Below are 17,035 nucleotides of genomic sequence, written 5' to 3' on the forward strand. Positions count from 1 at the left end.
TCCTTGAGGAGGTGTCTCACCATGGACATGAATCAATATTTATCCATGTTTATTGATGAGTCAAATGATCATCTGCAATCGCTAAACGAGAAAATGATGGAACTGGAAGAGAATCCGGAGGATATATCGATCGTCCAGGTAATCTTTAGATCTGCCCATACCCTGAAAGGTATGGCTGCAACCATGGGATTCGAGGATCTTGCATCCCTTACACACCAAATGGAGAACGTGCTTGACCTCGTTCGTAATAACAAGCTGAAGATGCAGGATTTCATCTTTGACACCTTGTTTAAAGGCTTGGATGCGCTGCAATCCATGGTTCAGGATATTACTCAGGGCGGGGAAGGCAAGGAGGATGTTACTTCAATCGTTGCTAACCTCCAAGCCATAGTTAGAGGAGAGAATCCGTTGGCCTCCTCTGCTCCTGCAGCTGCATCATCAGCTAAGACAAGCGGAGCCGATAATTCGCTTCAGCTGGACGAGTTCCAGTATTCCGTATTGGAACAATCGATAGCAGAAGGCCACCAAGTTCTTTATATTGAGGTGGCTATCCGTGAGGACTGCCAGCTTAAAGCAGTCCGAGCTTATATGGTATTTGACCTTCTTGAACGATTTGGTGAAGTCGTGAAATCGCATCCAACCGTACAGGATATTGAACAAGAGAAGTTTGATCGTAGTTTCTCGCTCTATTACATAACACAAAAAGATGCATCTGAGCTGGAAAGTATGATTTTGAATGTTTCCGAAATTGGTAGTGCCAAGGTAATAGCACTAGATGCGGAATCTCTTCGACAGATGTCCCAGACCGGTGCTTCAGAAGCTGCAGCTGCTGTAGAGGCGCCATCAGCTCCGGCCGCTGTGGCTCCAGCACCAGCTGCATCCACTGAACCGGCTCCCAAATCAGCACAATCCGGAGATGCTCCCGCTCGTAAAGCAGCTGCTCCTTCGAGAACGATTCGGGTAGATATCGATAGACTTGATGTTCTCATGAACCTCTTCAGTGAGCTTCTGATTGACCGGGTTAGACTAGAGCAGCTTGCAGGTGAAATTAAGAGAACGGAATTGACCGAGACGGTAGAGCATATGAGCCGGGTCAGTACAGACCTACAGAATATTGTTCTCAAGCTTCGAATGGTTCCGGTTGACACCGTATTTAACCGCTTCCCGCGCATGGTTAGAGACTTGGCTAAGTCACTCAACAAGAAGATTGATCTTGTCGTGTTGGGTGCGGAGACGGAACTGGATCGTACGGTAATCGATGAGATCGGCGATCCGCTGGTTCACCTTTTGCGTAATGCCGTTGACCATGGTGTAGAGACAACTGCAGACCGCGCTGCTGCTGGGAAATCGGAGACCGGTACTGTTCAGCTTCGTGCCTTCCACAGTGGTAACCATGTCTTTATTGAGATCGAAGATGACGGGTACGGGGTGAACCGCGAGAAGGTTGCTGCCAAAGCCGTGAAGAACGGGGTTGTCTCGGCCGAGGAGGCGAAGTCCCTTACCGATGACGAAGTGGCTCAGCTGCTATTCGCTCCCGGTTTCAGTACGGCAGAGGTCATCTCAGACATTTCCGGCCGCGGCGTAGGCCTTGATGTCGTTAAGACCAAGATTGAATCTCTCGGTGGTACAGTTCTTATTACTTCCAAGTTTGGGCAGGGCACGAAGTTCTCGGTACAGCTGCCGCTTACACTCTCGATTATTTCGGCTATGCTGATTAAGCTTGGCAGTGAGAAATATGCGATTCCATTGTCCTCTATTGTAGAGACAGGTATGATCAAGCGTGATCAGATTCGCTCTCTGCATGGATACACCATGATTCCGTACCGAGATGCCCACATTCCACTGCTTTCACTTGCTAAGATATTCGATGTGCCAGATTTTGATGAGGCAGCCGAAGAAGAAACCGAGATTGTTGTTATTCGCAAGGGTGATCGCCTGGCAGCATTAACGGTAGAGGAATTTATTGGCCAGAACGAAATCGTAATCAAGAATCTTGGAAAGTATCTTCCTTCAATTCCGGGTGTTGCTGGTGCAACCATCCTGGGTGATGGACAGGTTGCTCTTATCATAGATCCTAATACTTTTATCAAGTAATAGGTAGTTAAGCCAGAATTACAGCGGACAACCATTAAGGAGGAATTACAATGGGACAAGACATCAAAGTTATTGTTTTCAAGCTCGGGGAAGAAGAGTACGGAATAGAAGTAGATAAAGTGCAGACCATCGAACGGATTTTGCCGATTACGCGGGTACCTAAGACCTTTGCTTTCGTAAAAGGGGTCATAAATCTTCGTGGTGTCGTTATTCCTGTCATCGATCTGCGAGGACGTTTTGGACTTCCTGAAGCGGAATTTACGGAGCAAAGCCGTATTATCATCGTGGCAGCCGAGGAATTGGAAGTCGGCTTCATTGTGGATTCGGCCAATGATGTTATCGATTTAAATACAGATATTATTGATTCACCACCTGAAGTTGTAGGGGGCATCAAAGCTAAGTATCTGGATGGAGTTGCACGTATCTCTGAAGAGCGGCTGCTGATTATGCTTAATCTATCCGAAGTGCTCAACAGAAATGAAATCATTCAATTGGAAAGTTTAGAGGGCTAAGCGGTGGACTTGTTTAAGGACTATGCGGAATTTAAAATGGATATTTTGAAGGAGATCGGCAATATCGGAGCTGGTAACGCCGCTACCGCATTGTCCTGTTTGCTGGACAAGCCGATCGACATGGCCGTGCCTAAAGTTCAAATGCTTCCCTTCGAAGCTATTGCGGAGAGGGTAGGCGGCGCAGAGAAAATTGTGCTCGCTATCTTTTTCCGGGTGGAGGGAGACGCACCTGGCAACCTGTTCTTCATTCTGAGTCCCGAAGCGGCGAAGAAGCTGCTTAGACGATTTGCCTATCTTACGGTAGAAGATGAGGAAGAATTCAGCGAAATGGAGTGGTCGGCAATGTCTGAAATCGGCAATATTCTTGCCGGTTCCTACCTATCCTCTCTTGCTGATTTCACCAGTCTGTCCATGTCTCCTACAGTGCCGGCGCTTGCGATAGACATGGCTGGAGCGATTTTGAGCTATGGACTTCTACAGTTCGGTGAAATGGGTGATGATGCTCTATTAATAGATACAACCTTCATAGAGGGACAACAGGAAGTCGAGGGTCAATTCTTCCTTATCCCGGATCCTGAATCGTTTGACCAAATTTTCACCGCCCTGGGAGTGCCAAAGAATCATGATTGATCAACAGCGCATTATTAAAGTAGGGATGGCCGAGCTCGATGTGATTGAGAAAGAAGGCCTGATACGCACGACAGGACTTGGCTCCTGCGTAGGGGTGACTCTCTATGATCCGTACGTTAAGGTGGGGGCGCTTGCCCATGTCATGCTGCCTTCTTCTGATATAGCTCGCGATGGAGTCCTTAATATAGCGAAATATGCAGATACGGCTGTTCCTACGATCTATCAGAAAGTTATAGCACTTGGGGCATCTCCTAAACGCCTGGTGGCCAAGATGGCTGGCGGTTCCCAGATGTTCAGCTTTGCCGGAAAAGGGGACGCATTGCGGATTGGACCCAGAAATGTAGAGTCCTGCAAATTGAAGCTTGAAGAGCTTGGAGTACCTCTCATTGGGGAAGATACGGGAGGGAATTACGGCCGCACGATAGAAATGGATTGCGAAACGGGTATATTATTCATACGAAGTGTACAAATGGGTAAAAAGGAATTGTAGCCATGGCTGGAAAAATAGGGTTTAACTGGTTGTTTGGAGCAATAGGTTTTATAATTACTTTTATAGTATCTTTCAGCAACAATATATTATCGACTAGCTTAATACGAAGCTGTATAGCATTTGCAGTTTGGTTTGTACTGGCTTTTGCCCTCAGATGGTTGCTCGGATTCTTGCGAACTTCTCCCTCGGACCCTGTTATTCCCGAGATGGAGGCTGCGGCAGAGGATGAGGACCTGGGAACCATGTTGGATTTGACAACGCCGGATGAGAGTGAAGAATTGAATGATCTCCTGAAGCAAAAACCTGATGTACCCAGCGAGCCAAGTGGATTCTCACCGCTCAATCCGCCGAAACTGGTCAAGACATCCGAGCAGGATCCTGAAGAGATGGTTAAAGCCCTTCGTCACCTGACAGAAAAATAAGGAGGGTGAGGTAATTGAACGAGCGTAAATCAATGCCTCTTAATTATGCTGAGTTCTGGGAAAGATGGAAGGAACACGGCGATATCGAGGCAAAAAAGACACTGATTGAGAAGCATCTTCCGATCGTGGATTACGTGTCAGGCCGGTTAGCTGTGGGACTTCCCAAAAATGTATCCAAAGATGATTTAGCCAGTAATGGTGTAATGGGACTCATTGACGCAGTTGAGAAATTTGATTACAAACGCGGGTTGCAATTTGAGACATATGCGTCTTGGAGAGTCCGCGGTGCAATATTGGACGGGCTTCGCCAGGGTGACTGGGTTCCCCGTTCTGTAAGAGAGAAAGCTAAGAAAATCGAAGAAGGTTACCAGCAGTTGGAACAGCAGTATCTTCGTACAGTATCCGATGAGGAAATGAGTAAGCATCTAGATGTTTCAATAAAAGAGTTTCAGCACATGCTTCAGGAAGTAGCAGTTATGACCCTCTGTTCCTTGGAGGACCCAATACGGGAAGAAGAATCAGAGACTAGACTCTCTGTTCTCGTTGATGACAAAGCCAAGAATCCGGACTATAAAGTCCGTGAATTTCATTTAAAAGAATCACTGACTAAGGGAATCGAGAAATTGACTGAAAAAGAACGTACGGTCGTTTCTTTACTTTATTATGAAGACTTATCACTAAGCGAAATTGCGGAGGTCATGTCACTTTCCCCTTCGAGAATTTCTCAGTTGCATTCCAAAGCGATCCTAAGGCTTCGTGGCAGCTTGGATAAACAGCGGGATCTGTTAATGCAAGATGACTAGAGTTTTAGATGAATTTAAGGAATGAGGGAGTTTGGGATGGGTGAGCATGTAGATTTGGATTTAAAGCAATATTTAAGCATAACATTCTCAGAGGATAAGAGTGCGGCCTTCCTCAAATTGATTAAGGATGAAGAGGGCTTCACATGCAGTATCGAACAGCTGCAGAACTTTTTATCAGTCAACGGAATTAATTACGGGATTCAGCTGGATGCCTTGAATCGCTTTATAGCTAACCCTGCTGGCTCTGCATTCCAGCCCACTCAGATTGCGGAGGGCGTAGCTCCTGTCAAAGGAGAGGATGGATTCATTAGATATGCGATACCTCTTGATCAGGAGCAGCACGGTCCTAATGAGAATGAAGACGGAAGTGTGGACTACAAGGATGTAGTCCGCCTAAATAACTTGCAGCGGGGACAGATTATTGCAGAGCTTGTTCCACCTGTCCCTGGCAAAGCGGGGGTGGCTGTTACCGGGGAAGAGATTCCTTTTAAGCCAGGTAAAGAGGCTAGATTCAAGATCGGTAAAAATGTTGTGCTTAACCCGGAACAGACAGCTTTATATGCAGCTATTGACGGGCTCGTAACCCGAACGGACAAAGGGAAAATCAACGTTTTTCCTATCTACGAGATTAACGGGGACGTCGACTATAACACAGGTAACATCAACTTTGTAGGGACGGTTATCGTTCGTGGTAACGTGTTAACCGGATTCCGAATCACAGCTGCAGGAGACATTCGTGTAATTGGCGGGGTTGAGGGAGCTGAATTGGAAGCCGGGGGATCGATTGAAATTACGAGCGGAATTATCGGTTATAACAAGGGACATATCAAGGCCGGCCATAACGTTAAAAGCGGTTTCATCCAAGACGGCAATGTCTATGCCGGTGAAGATGTGCTGGTAACTCAAAGCATAATGCACTCCAATATTCGGGCAGGCCGGGATGTGATCTGCAGCGGTTCAAAGGGACTTATTGTAGGCGGTAACATTCAAGCCGGTGAGAAAGTGATTGCCAGGATTATAGGTAATCCCATGTCTACGACCACAACAGTGGAAGTAGGTGTTCTGCCTGAGCTTCGCAACGAGCTGGCTGAGCTAAGAAATCACTTTAAGGAGAATTTGGCGAGCCTGGACAAGACCGATAAAGCTCTTACTCTCCTTGATCAGCTGGCATCCGTAGGGAAGCTAAATATGGAGAAGATGCAAATGAGAGCCAAACTCGGCTTAACCAAGAAACAGCATTTAAGGGAGCAGGCTGAGATCAAAGAGCGAATGCTTGAAATCGAGAAATCACTCGAGGACACCAGCAAAGCTAAAGTCCATGTGCTGAAAATGATTTATGGCGGCTCCAAAATTGTGATCGGACGCTATACTAAATTTATTAAAGACCCGATATCCCGCATGACTTTTTATTATAGTGAAGGCGATATATCAATGTCTGCGTACGTCTAATTCCTTATCTCCGGGTGGAGGGATCTCATGGATTTCAAATCGGTTGAATTGCAAATTGCAGTGCCACGGACGAGCGAAGCCGGCCGGATCCAGCAGGATGCCATGCATAGACCTATGCATCATCAACACGCTTTAGAGGATCACAACATCAAGAGCAGTGATCGGGAGCGGAGGCGTAGTGCACAGGTGGATGAATCCACTCATGCTTCCATTAGAGATGATCACCAACATCCTTCCCGTGAAGATAGGAACCGTCAGCAGGGGGAGGATACACCTGAACAGGAGAAAGATAGAGCAGCCGAGCATCCTTTTAAAGGACATCATCTAGATCTCTCTTTATAATGGCGGTAACAACAGCCGTAAAGTTTGAATTCTTTCATTTAACAAGAAAAGCACCTATAGGTGCTTTTCTTATAACTACAAACAGTAAATTGGGTGAGAAATATGCCAATGGGAAGTCCATGGTTCTATATTGTTCTGCTGGGAGCGGCCGTTATTGGTTATGCTTTGTTTCTTCCATCACGCAAGTCAGGTGGGGCGCAAGTATCAAGTGGAGCCGCTGACGTAGAGGCTACATTAGAACACTATATGACCGAGATCGAAAAGGAAAATACAGAAATTATTGAGCTTATGGCTGAGCTCAAACAAGATACAACCTCAAAGCAGTTATCACTGCAGGAGCAGGTTGCCGAGCTGCGTTCCAGATTGCTTGAAGTGGAGAAAATCACGTCATTGCAAGAATCCAGGGTGGGAAAGCTGGAATCTATGCCTACGCACTTGGGGAACAGCAAGGAAGCAGCTGCCAGCAAGGAAGCATTTGCTACTCCAGTAGTGGAATCACCAGCCCAGGAGGAGATCGTTGCTCCGCGTAATAGGGTTCGAGATCGTTACCCCGAGCTATTCGATCTATATGATCAAGGTAAATCTATTGATGGCATCGCCAAGGCACTTAAGTTGCAGCGCGGTGAAGTTCAGCTTATCCTGCAGCTTGCAAGCAAGGAGGAGTCTCCCTCATGAAGAACCGAACATTTATGGTTGGTTTGGGTGTAGGGCTGATTCTAGGCGCCCTCTTGCTGCAAATCATGCTAATCGGTCAGGGGAATGAGGCTACCCAGCTTCTGACCAAGCAGCAGGTCCAAGAGGCTGCTGAGCGACTTGGCATGAAGGTCTATGCTGGAACGGAGCAGGTACTAACCCAACAGGAGTGGGAGGCTAAGACCAAAGAAGAAAGCCAGAAGAAAGATCAGACGGAGACGAACACGCCGACAGATCCGAAAACTCCTTCATCGTCCAAGACTCCTGCAGCGCCAGAATCCACTTCATCACCTAAAACACCGGCTGATCCGGATAAGACGGATTCTGCCAGTACGCCCAGCACTCCCAAAGTGAATATTCCAAAGACGACTAAGGCGGCTGAACCTAGTAAGCCGGAACAGATTCCTTTTAAAATCTCATCCGGAGATAATCTGTCCAAGGTAGCAGACGGCCTCAAGAGCGCGGGAGTCATCTCTGACAAGAGTGCCTTCATTCAGACTGCGATCGATAGCAAAGCGAATTACAGCCTGCAGACAGGGTCTTATACTTTTAAACCAGGTGAAAGTTTGTCATCGATTATATCCAAAATTACATCAAAGCCTTTCGGGAAATAACCTTCCTGGAACGGCTTTTTTTGATTATCGAGATTATATTGCAAGGCGAATTCAATTATGTTATATTAAATGACGGTGTTAAAACACACGCTGACTGATTTCGTTAACGGTGCTTCCATTATGGAAGTTTTAACGGGAGATGACATCAGCGGAGGGCATCATACAAAAAACCAATTAGGAGGTGTGTGAAGATGGGAGTTATCTCCATGAAACAACTGCTTGAGGCAGGCGTTCATTTCGGTCACCAGACACGTCGCTGGAACCCAAAAATGGATCGTTATATCTTCACTGAAAGAAACGGTATTTACATTATTGACTTGCAAAAAACAGTCAAAAAGGTAGAGGAAGCGTACAACTTTGTGAAAAGTGTGGCTGAAGAGAATGGAACAATTCTTTTCGTCGGCACTAAGAAGCAAGCTCAAGATTCTGTTAAAGAAGAAGCTGAGCGCGCTGGTCAATTCTACATTAACCAACGTTGGCTCGGGGGTACTCTGACTAACTTCCAAACTATTCAAAAACGTATTGATCGTTTGAAGACTTTGGAAAGATGGGAAGAGGACGGCACTTTCGCAGTTCTTCCTAAGAAAGAAGTTATCATTCTTCGTAAGGAGAAAGATCGTCTTGAGAAATTCCTCGGCGGAATCAAGAACATGAAGGGTCTGCCTAGTGCACTCTTTATCATTGATCCTCGCAAAGAGCGTATCGCGGTTGCTGAAGCCCGCAAACTGGGTATCCCAATCGTTGGTATCGTTGATACGAACTGTGATCCAGACGAAATCGACTATGTTATCCCAGGTAATGATGACGCGATCCGCGCTGTTAAATTGCTGACAGGTAAAATGGCTGATGCTGTGATCGAAGCGAACCAAGGCGAACAAACTACAGCTTAATTAGCTTCAATAAATGTTGAATTAAATGAAAAAGGGTGGTTGGTAGGTGCTAAAACCTCTCACTACCCTTTTTTTAAAGGATAAAATTAAGATTTACTCCCACTAAAATTGATGGAGGTTATACTCATGGCAGTAGATGCAAAAGCGGTAAAAGAACTACGCGAAAAAACAGGCGCGGGTATGCTTGATTGCAAGAAAGCTTTGGAAGAAGCTAACGGTGATCTTACGAAGGCAATGGAGATTCTTCGTGAGAAAGGTCTTTCTGCTGCAGGAAACAAAGCAGGCCGTATCGCAACAGAAGGTGTTGTTCAATCTTACATTCACGCTGGCGGACGTATCGGTGTGCTTGTGGAAATTAACTGCGAAACAGACTTCGTAGCTATGACTGATCAATTTAAAGAGTTCGCACGCGACATCGCTATGCACATTGCAGCATCTAACCCTAAATTCATTCGTCGTGAAGAAGTGCCGGCTGAAGAGCTTGAGAAAGAAAAGGAAATTTTGAAAGCACAAGCGCTTAACGAAGGCAAACCTGAGAAGATCGTAGAAAAAATGGTTGAAGGCCGTATTGGTAAATATTACGAAGAATATTGCTTGCTTGAGCAATCTTTCGTCAAAGATCCGGACAAAACTATCTCTCAATTGCTTAACGAGAAAATCAGCACGATTGGTGAGAACATCTCGATCCGTCGTTTTGCACGCTATGAGCTTGGTGAAGGCCTTGAGAAGAAAGTCGACAACTTCGTAGAAGAAGTATTGTCCCAAGTTAAAAACTAACCATTCTATCTTTGCTGGAGGACTGAAATATTTATATTTTAGATCCATTCGCAAAAGCGTATAATATAACTAAATGGATTCTAAAAAAGACTGGAACACGCCGTGTTCCTTCTTTTTTAACTAAAAGGCCTTTAGAAATCGGTGATTTAAAGTGGAGGGTTTGCAATTGGAACAGCCTGTATTTAAACGTGTTGTCTTAAAGGTCAGCGGAGAGTCTTTAGCCGGACAGAACGGCTACGGTATAGATGCCGAAACCATTACCTCCATTGCAGAGCAGGTCAAAGAGGTCGTTGAGCTTGGTGTGGAAGTTGCCATTGTCTGCGGAGGCGGTAACATCTGGAGAGGTATTGCAGGCAGCGCCAAAGGGATTGACCGTGCAACTGCGGACTACATGGGGATGCTGGCTACTCTGATGAACTCGCTTGCCCTGCAGGACGCATTAGAACAGATTGACGTACCTACACGGGTTCAGACATCGATCGCCATGCAGCAGATTGCTGAACCTTATATTCGGCGGAGAGCGATCCGTCATCTTGAGAAGGGACGCGTCGTTATTTTTGCAGCAGGAACCGGTAACCCGTTCTTCTCAACGGATACGACTGCAGCTCTTCGTGCAGCAGAGATTGAAGCCGAAGTTATACTGATGGCTAAGAACAAGGTAGACGGTGTCTACTCTGCTGATCCATTTGTAGATCCGACTGCTGAGAAATTCGAGCAGCTGACTTATATGGAAGTACTCAGCAAGAACCTGGGTGTAATGGATTCAACAGCATCCTCGCTGTGTATGGACAACAACATCCCGCTTATCGTATTCGCGATAACGGAGCAAGGCAACATTAAACGTGTCGTTCTTGGTGAGAGAATTGGCACAATCGTTAAAGGGAGTGTAGACTAATGCCACAATCGGTTAAGAAGAATGCCGAAGAACGCATGGATAAAGCTATTCAATCCTTGAAGAGAGATTTGCTGACTCTTCGTGCCGGACGTGCTACTCCAGCTCTGCTTGATCGGGTGCATGTGGAATATTACGGCGCTTCTACTCCACTCAATCAATTGGCTAACATTAACACGCCGGATTCCCGTACACTGCTGATTCAACCTTGGGATAAATCATCCCTGGCTGATATTGAGCGTGCGATTCAAAAGTCTGATCTCGGTCTTACACCGGCTAACGATGGTGTCACCATTCGCTTGTCGATCCCTCCTCTTACAGAAGAGCGCCGGATTGAACTTGTAAAGACAACGAAGAAGTACGGTGAAGAAGCTAAGGTGGCTATTCGTAATATCCGCCGGGATGCCAATGATGATATTAAGAAGCTCGAGAAGACGGATATTTCTGAGGACGAGTCCCGTCGTCATCAGGACGATATTCAGAAAACGACTGACAAATTTATCGCGGAAGTTGACAAAGTGCTCGCTGCGAAAGAAAAAGAGATTATGGAAGTTTAAGAGACGTGAGCGGCCCCTCCTTATATGGTGGGGTTTGTCTCTTTTTCATCACCGCTTGGAGGAAAAGGAATGATTAAAGTATTTCAATCCTGGTGGAAAAAAGAACAAAAGCAGACTCTTCCGAGCTTGTCAAAGGACAACGTTCCAAGTCATGTTGCCATCATTATGGATGGCAATGGACGTTGGGCCAATCGTCGCGGCTTGCCGCGAATTGTTGGACACCAGAACGGAATGAAAGCTGTCAAACGCGCTGCGATCGCAGCGGACGAAATAGGTATTAAATTTTTGACGCTGTATGCTTTTTCAACAGAAAATTGGAAAAGACCCAAGGATGAAGTGGACTTCCTGATGCGTCTTCCTGAGGAATTTCTGGCGATTGAGCTGGAAGAACTAATTGAGAAGAACGTACGAATTCAAATGATGGGACATCCCGAAGAGCTTCCCAAGCATACGATTGCGGCTATGGAAGAAGCTATGAGACGTACCAAACATAATACAGGTCTGGTTCTTAACTTCGCACTGAACTACGGCAGCCGACGCGAAATTAATGATGCATTTAAGGAAGCTGCCAAGGGGATAGCCGCGGGAACACTCTCTCCCGATGATGTCACAGAAGAATGGATAGGGGCCCATCTTCACTCCTCTGAGCTTCCTGATCCGGATTTGTTAATTCGTACAAGTGGCGAGCTCCGGCTCAGCAACTTCATGTTATGGCAGCTGGCATACAGTGAGCTTTGGTTCACGGACATCTATTGGCCGGAGTTCACCAAAGATCATTTATTTCAAGCTGTCGCTGAGTTCCAGAGAAGAACGCGGCGGTACGGCGGGTTATCTTAAGCAGGACGGAGGTGGACATCTTTGAAGCAGCGAATCATTACAGGCCTAATTGCGGGCGTGTTATTTCTGGGGCCTTGCCTCGCCGGTGGACTTTGGTATCATGGTTTAATTCTGATCATGTCAGTTATTGGTTACTATGAATTTATTCGTATGACCAAAACGCTGCCTTGGAGCGGAACAGCATTACTTGGCTTCATCGGTGTCATTATGCTCGTATTTCCGTGGAAGCTGCTGGGTAGTCCTTTCCTGCCTGAGCCGCTCCAAGTTATATGGCTGTTAATGCTTTTATTTTTGTTTGTTACCGTATTTACAAAGAATTCTACTAATATTAACCATGTAGCGATGCACTTCCTAGGTGCAGTCTATGTGGGTGTTGGATTCTCCTATATAGCGGAATCCCGTAATACGCCTGATGGACATGGGTTATTCTGGACCTTTCTTTTGCTGCTCTCCATTTGGGCGAGTGATGCGGGGGCTTATTTTACAGGGCGCAAATGGGGGAAGAATAAATTGTGGCCGGCTATCAGTCCTAACAAAACGGTGGAAGGGGCGCTTGGTGGTGTCCTTATCGCTATTATAACGGCTTCCTTATTCGCCGTATTCTCTGGCGGACTATTATCCATTGGTCTTGCTGTCGTGATTGGTGCCTCGGCAGCTGTGGTTGGCCAGCTGGGAGACTTGGTACAGTCCGCATACAAGCGAGTATATGGAATAAAGGATTCAGGAACATTGCTTCCTGGTCACGGCGGGATTTTGGACAGGTGTGACAGCTGGATCACGGTGTTTCCGTTTGTACATATTCTAATGCTGCTTCCCTTCAACTAAAAATGTTACTTTGGCAAAGAGATGAGAGGTATGTTATGAAGAAACTGTCAGTCATCGGTTCAACCGGCTCTATTGGTACACAAACGCTGGACGTCGTTTCCGCATACCCGGATCGTTTCCAAATTGAAGGTTTGGCTGCCGGCACTAATCTGGAGTTGTTCCTAGACCAGGTGAAACGCTTTAATCCGAAGAAAGCTTCTGTTGGAAGCAAAGCGCTTGCAGATGAGATTAGACCTTTTCTGCCTCAGGGTGTGCAGCTATTCTATGGACCCGAAGGGCTTATTGAAATCGCAGCGGGGACGGATGCCGATACGGTAGTCACTGCAGTTGTCGGCAGTACAGGTCTTCCGGCTACCATTGCTGCTATTCAAGAAGGGAAAACTATTGGCCTTGCCAACAAGGAGACACTTGTCACAGCAGGTCATTTGGTTACCTCGTTGGCAAGAGACAAAGGGGTCTCTCTACTGCCGATCGACAGCGAGCATTCGGCTATTTTTCAATGTCTCAATGGGGAGAATAAGTCCGATATCGCACAAATCACATTAACCGCTTCCGGAGGCTCGTTCCGTGAAATGACTAGAGAACAGCTCTCTAACGTAACTGTTGAGGACGCGCTTAAGCATCCCAATTGGTCTATGGGAGCAAAAATCACAATTGATTCAGCAACCATGGTCAATAAGGGTCTCGAAGTGATTGAAGCTCACTGGTTATTTGATCTTCCCTATGAGCAGATCGGCGTTTTGCTTCATCCGGAAAGTATTATTCATTCCTATGTTGAGTTCCAAGACAGCAGCATCATTGCACAGCTGGGTAATCCGGATATGCGCGTACCTATTCAGTATGCTCTAACCTATCCTGATCGTTGGGTGTCCAAGACTCCGCGGTTATCCCTCGCCGAGATCGGCAGTCTGAACTTTCGCGAAATGGATTTCATCCGATTCCCATGTTTAAGACTGGCCTTCGAATGTGGTAAAATAGGTGGTACGGCTCCATCTGTATTTAATGCAGCAAATGAGATTGCAGTTGCCCGCTTTTTGAACCGGGAAATTTCGTTTCTGAAGATTGAATCTATCATCGAAGAAACCTTGTCACGTCATAAGGTGGTGGCAAGCCCTGATCTTGAAGCGATCCATGAGACGGATCGTTGGGCCAGGGAGACAGCTTCCCTTTTATAGGGACTGGTCTGGTAGTAGAGAGTCTTGGATACTCCGGTCCGGAAGTAGTATGAATGGTGAAGAATTAGCAGGGTAATCATACACAGCGACCTGATAACAAAGGAGGATGCTCTCGATTGGAAATGCTGCAGATTATATTTCTGACGGTACTGATGTTTTTTCTCATCGTTACTGTTCACGAGTGGGGACACTATTACTTTGCGAAACGCGCCGGTATACTGGTGCGCGAATTTGCGATTGGTTTTGGCCCCAAACTTTTTTCTTATAAGCGGGATGAGACTCAGTTCACACTTAGACTTCTGCCTTTTGGGGGTTATGCCCGTATGGCAGGTGAAGATCCGGAGCTGGTAGGCGTGCAGCCTGGTCAGACTATTGCACTTCGGCTTTCGGGTCAAACGGTGACCAAGATTTATCTGGACAGGCTGGATAACCGAAAGAACGTAATTCGAGGTGAAGTTCAGTCTGCAGATCTGGAAGATAAGCTTCAGATTATTCTTGATGTGGATGGGGATAGTCAGACCTATCAAGTGGACCCCAAGGCTGTGTTAATTGCAAAAGGGAAGGAAACACAGATTGCCCCAAGGGATCGGCAGTATGGCAGCAAAACCGTTGGACAGCGTGCACTCTCCATCTTTGCTGGACCTTTAATGAATTTTATTCTGGCGTTTATTTTGTTCGCTCTGCATACACAGATGGCGGGAATTCAAATTGAGAATCCCACCTATCTGGAAATTGGTGAAGTATCCAAAGGTATGCCGGCAGATGAAGCTCATTTGCAGAAGGGTGATATTATAGACACAATCAATGGAGTTAAGGTTGGGGCAGATCGGGAGAACATGATCAAACTAATCTCCGCCTCCAAAGATAAACCCATGAACTGGACTGTAATCAGAAATGGTGGACCTATAAGTGTAACCCTTACACCTAGGGAAATGGCAGGTCAGGAAGGTGGGAAAGTAGGCGTTACTCCAGTATTTCCGACCCGAAGTGCTTCTTTTGGAGAAACCTTCAAAACGGCTGGTGAGGATATGGTAAATACAACAGATGCGATCTTTCTCGGCTTCAAGCAGCTGATTAACAAATTCAACATGAATGATCTAGGCGGACCCGTTCGTACATTCGAAGTTACAGGTCAAATCGCCAAGCAAGGGATTGTACAGTTGACTTACTGGGCGGCCATTCTTAGCTTATATCTGGGAATCTTCAACCTTCTGCCTATTCCGGCACTGGACGGAAGTCGTCTGGTCTTCCTGGGAGTTGAGGCACTTCGCGGCAAGCCGGTCGATCCGAGCCGGGAGGGCATGGTGCATTTCATTGGCTTCGCGATGCTGTTCCTGTTGATGATTGCAGTGACATACAATGATATTTTGCGTTTGATTAATGGATAGACTTATGGAATTGAACTAAAGGAATCGATCAAGCAGTCTTTAGTTCAATCCATATTGAAATTATGGGTTATTTAATGGGAGGACAACGTTTCTTATGGCGAACGATGATAAACAGTTTGTGACCGAAATTACGCCCCAGCAGGAGGACTTCTCGCGCTGGTATATTGATGTAATCAAGAAAGCGGATCTTATGGACTATTCACCTGTCCGCGGCTGTATTGTATTTAAGCCGGACGGTTATGAGATCTGGGAACATATTCAGCAGGAGCTGGATCGCCGGTTCAAAGAGACTGGGCACCGGAATGCATATTTCCCTTTGTTCATCCCGGAGAGCTTTTTCCAGAAAGAGAAAGAGCATGTGGAAGGGTTTAACCCTGAACTGCCTTGGGTAACTGAAGCTGCGGGCGAGAAGCTGGAAGAGCGTCTTGCTATCCGTCCGACTTCGGAAACCATGATCGGGCATATGTATGAAAGATGGATTCAGTCTTATCGTGATCTTCCGGTTCTGATTAATCAATGGGCGAATGTAGTTCGCTGGGAGAAACGTACCCTTCCATTCCTTCGCACAAGTGAATTCCTCTGGCAGGAAGGACATACGGCGCATGAGAATGAAGAGGAAGCTCGTGAGGAAACGATGAAGATTCTGGAGATCTATCGTGACTTTGTAGAGAATTATCTTGCAATTCCGGTTATTGTAGGTCAGAAGACTCCATCAGAGAAGTTTGCAGGTGCAGTAGATACTTTCTCGATTGAAGCAATGATGAAGGATGGTCGCGCCGTTCAGGCAGGCACCTCTCATTATCTCGGTACTAACTTTGCCAAAGCATTTGAGATCAAATATCTGAATCGTGAAAATGTACAGGAGTATGTTCACACCACATCATGGGGTGTCAGCACACGACTAATTGGATCTTTGATCATGGTCCACGGGGATGACAGAGGCCTTGCTCTCCCACCTAAAGTGGCTCCTAAGCAAGTTATGATCATTCCGATCGGTCCTCCTAAGACTCGTGATCTGGTTGTGGGCAAAGCGGATGAGTTGTTCAGTGAGCTGAAGAAAGCCGGTATCCGTGTAGGTATTGATGACCGTGCTGATGTACGTCCTGGTTGGAAGTTCAATGAATATGAAATGCGCGGAGTTCCGATCCGTCTTGAAATTGGACCTCGTGATATGGAGAACGGAGTATGTGTTCTAGTATCCAGAATCAGCGGCGAGAAGAAGGTAGTTGAGCAAGCTAATCTTGTAGAGGAAGTTCAAGCTATGTTGGAGCAGGTTCATCAAGAGATGTATAATCGCGCCAAATCCTTCCGGGAGGAGAATTTCTATTCGGTAGATTCTCTGGATGAGATGAAAGCCAAAGTGGAAGAACAACGCGGCTTCACCCTTGCTGGCTGGTGCGGGTCGGAAGCTTGTGAGGACACCGTGAAGAGTGAGACTGGAGCAACGAGCCGCAACATTCCTTTCAAGACAGAGGTACAGAAGCATACGTGTCTCGTGTGCGGCGAGCAAGCTAAGCATACCGTATTATTTGCCAGAGCCTACTAAAAAAATAAGCGTCCTGAATAGAGGAGCTTATTAAGTTGGCAGGTCATCTGCATTGCACATATTACAAAGGGGGCTTCCGGCAGTATGTTGATTGGGCAA

General features: G+C 46.4%; 19 protein-coding genes. All 19 read left to right on the forward strand.

The window, feature by feature from the left end; all coding sequences use genetic code 11:
* Nucleotides 1–21: 21 nt before the first annotated feature.
* The 19 genes from EJP77_RS12975 to proS all read left to right on the forward strand — a co-directional run bounded on the left by EJP77_RS12975 (nt 22) and on the right by proS (nt 16,936).
* A complete protein-coding gene (locus EJP77_RS12975; protein ID WP_127199677.1) occupies nt 22–2,094 on the forward strand; it encodes a chemotaxis protein CheA in 2,073 nt (690 codons plus the stop codon).
* Between the two features lie 50 nt (nt 2,095–2,144).
* Complete coding sequence (locus EJP77_RS12980; RefSeq protein WP_127199678.1) at nt 2,145–2,606, forward strand: chemotaxis protein CheW; 462 nt, start codon at nt 2,145–2,147, stop codon at nt 2,604–2,606.
* A gap of 36 nt (nt 2,607–2,642) precedes the next feature.
* Nucleotides 2,643–3,236, forward strand: coding sequence for a chemotaxis protein CheC (locus EJP77_RS12985; protein WP_425464248.1), 594 nt, complete (start codon nt 2,643–2,645; stop codon nt 3,234–3,236).
* Nucleotides 3,229–3,726, forward strand: coding sequence for a chemotaxis protein CheD (locus EJP77_RS12990; protein ID WP_127199680.1), 498 nt, complete (start codon nt 3,229–3,231; stop codon nt 3,724–3,726). The genes EJP77_RS12985 and EJP77_RS12990 overlap by 8 nt, the downstream gene beginning before the upstream one ends.
* Before the next feature lie 170 nt (nt 3,727–3,896).
* Nucleotides 3,897–4,148 (forward strand): hypothetical protein, encoded by a 252-nt coding sequence (locus EJP77_RS21055; protein ID WP_342773013.1) that lies wholly within the window; start codon nt 3,897–3,899, stop codon nt 4,146–4,148.
* A 14-nt stretch (nt 4,149–4,162) separates the two neighbouring features.
* On the forward strand, nt 4,163–4,951 hold the full coding sequence (locus tag EJP77_RS13000) for a FliA/WhiG family RNA polymerase sigma factor (RefSeq protein WP_127199682.1): 789 nt from the start codon (nt 4,163–4,165) through the stop codon (nt 4,949–4,951).
* A gap of 36 nt (nt 4,952–4,987) precedes the next feature.
* Nucleotides 4,988–6,400, forward strand: a complete 1,413-nt coding sequence (locus tag EJP77_RS13005; protein ID WP_127199683.1) for a flagellar assembly protein A — start codon at nt 4,988–4,990, stop codon at nt 6,398–6,400.
* Nucleotides 6,401–6,427: 27 nt separating this feature from the next.
* Nucleotides 6,428–6,742, forward strand: a complete 315-nt coding sequence (locus EJP77_RS13010; RefSeq protein ID WP_127199684.1) for a hypothetical protein — start codon at nt 6,428–6,430, stop codon at nt 6,740–6,742.
* Nucleotides 6,743–6,850: 108 nt separating this feature from the next.
* Nucleotides 6,851–7,417: a DUF6115 domain-containing protein gene (locus tag EJP77_RS13015; RefSeq protein ID WP_127199685.1), complete on the forward strand. Its 567-nt coding sequence runs from the start codon at nt 6,851–6,853 to the stop codon at nt 7,415–7,417.
* Nucleotides 7,414–8,049: an endolytic transglycosylase MltG gene (locus EJP77_RS13020; RefSeq protein WP_127199686.1), complete on the forward strand. Its 636-nt coding sequence runs from the start codon at nt 7,414–7,416 to the stop codon at nt 8,047–8,049. The genes EJP77_RS13015 and EJP77_RS13020 overlap by 4 nt, the downstream gene beginning before the upstream one ends.
* A gap of 191 nt (nt 8,050–8,240) precedes the next feature.
* The gene (gene rpsB / locus EJP77_RS13025; RefSeq protein WP_127199687.1) at nt 8,241–8,939 is read left to right on the forward strand and encodes a 30S ribosomal protein S2; all 699 of its coding nucleotides are present in this window, start codon (nt 8,241–8,243) and stop codon (nt 8,937–8,939) included.
* A gap of 126 nt (nt 8,940–9,065) precedes the next feature.
* Nucleotides 9,066–9,716, forward strand: coding sequence for a translation elongation factor Ts (gene tsf, locus EJP77_RS13030; RefSeq protein ID WP_127199688.1), 651 nt, complete (start codon nt 9,066–9,068; stop codon nt 9,714–9,716).
* Nucleotides 9,717–9,882: 166 nt separating this feature from the next.
* Entirely contained in the window at nt 9,883–10,611 is a 729-nt protein-coding gene (pyrH, locus tag EJP77_RS13035) for a UMP kinase (RefSeq protein ID WP_068619280.1), read from the forward strand.
* Nucleotides 10,611–11,165: a ribosome recycling factor gene (frr, locus tag EJP77_RS13040; protein ID WP_127199689.1), complete on the forward strand. Its 555-nt coding sequence runs from the start codon at nt 10,611–10,613 to the stop codon at nt 11,163–11,165. Before pyrH ends, frr begins: the two co-directional genes overlap by 1 nt.
* 69 nt (nt 11,166–11,234) lie before the next feature.
* Nucleotides 11,235–12,002, forward strand: coding sequence for an undecaprenyl pyrophosphate synthase (locus EJP77_RS13045; protein ID WP_127199690.1), 768 nt, complete (start codon nt 11,235–11,237; stop codon nt 12,000–12,002).
* A gap of 21 nt (nt 12,003–12,023) precedes the next feature.
* Nucleotides 12,024–12,827, forward strand: coding sequence for a phosphatidate cytidylyltransferase (locus EJP77_RS13050; protein WP_127199691.1), 804 nt, complete (start codon nt 12,024–12,026; stop codon nt 12,825–12,827).
* A 35-nt stretch (nt 12,828–12,862) separates the two neighbouring features.
* Entirely contained in the window at nt 12,863–14,002 is a 1,140-nt protein-coding gene (locus EJP77_RS13055; RefSeq protein ID WP_127199692.1) for a 1-deoxy-D-xylulose-5-phosphate reductoisomerase, read from the forward strand.
* 116 nt (nt 14,003–14,118) lie between these two features.
* Nucleotides 14,119–15,390 (forward strand): RIP metalloprotease RseP, encoded by a 1,272-nt coding sequence (gene rseP / locus EJP77_RS13060; protein WP_127199693.1) that lies wholly within the window; start codon nt 14,119–14,121, stop codon nt 15,388–15,390.
* Between the two features lie 94 nt (nt 15,391–15,484).
* On the forward strand, nt 15,485–16,936 hold the full coding sequence (proS, locus tag EJP77_RS13065; RefSeq protein WP_127199694.1) for a proline--tRNA ligase: 1,452 nt from the start codon (nt 15,485–15,487) through the stop codon (nt 16,934–16,936).
* Nucleotides 16,937–17,035: the final 99 nt, after the last annotated feature.

This window comes from Paenibacillus zeisoli (assembly GCF_003994465.1).
Classification (GTDB): Bacteria; Bacillota; Bacilli; order Paenibacillales; family Paenibacillaceae; genus Fontibacillus; species Fontibacillus zeisoli.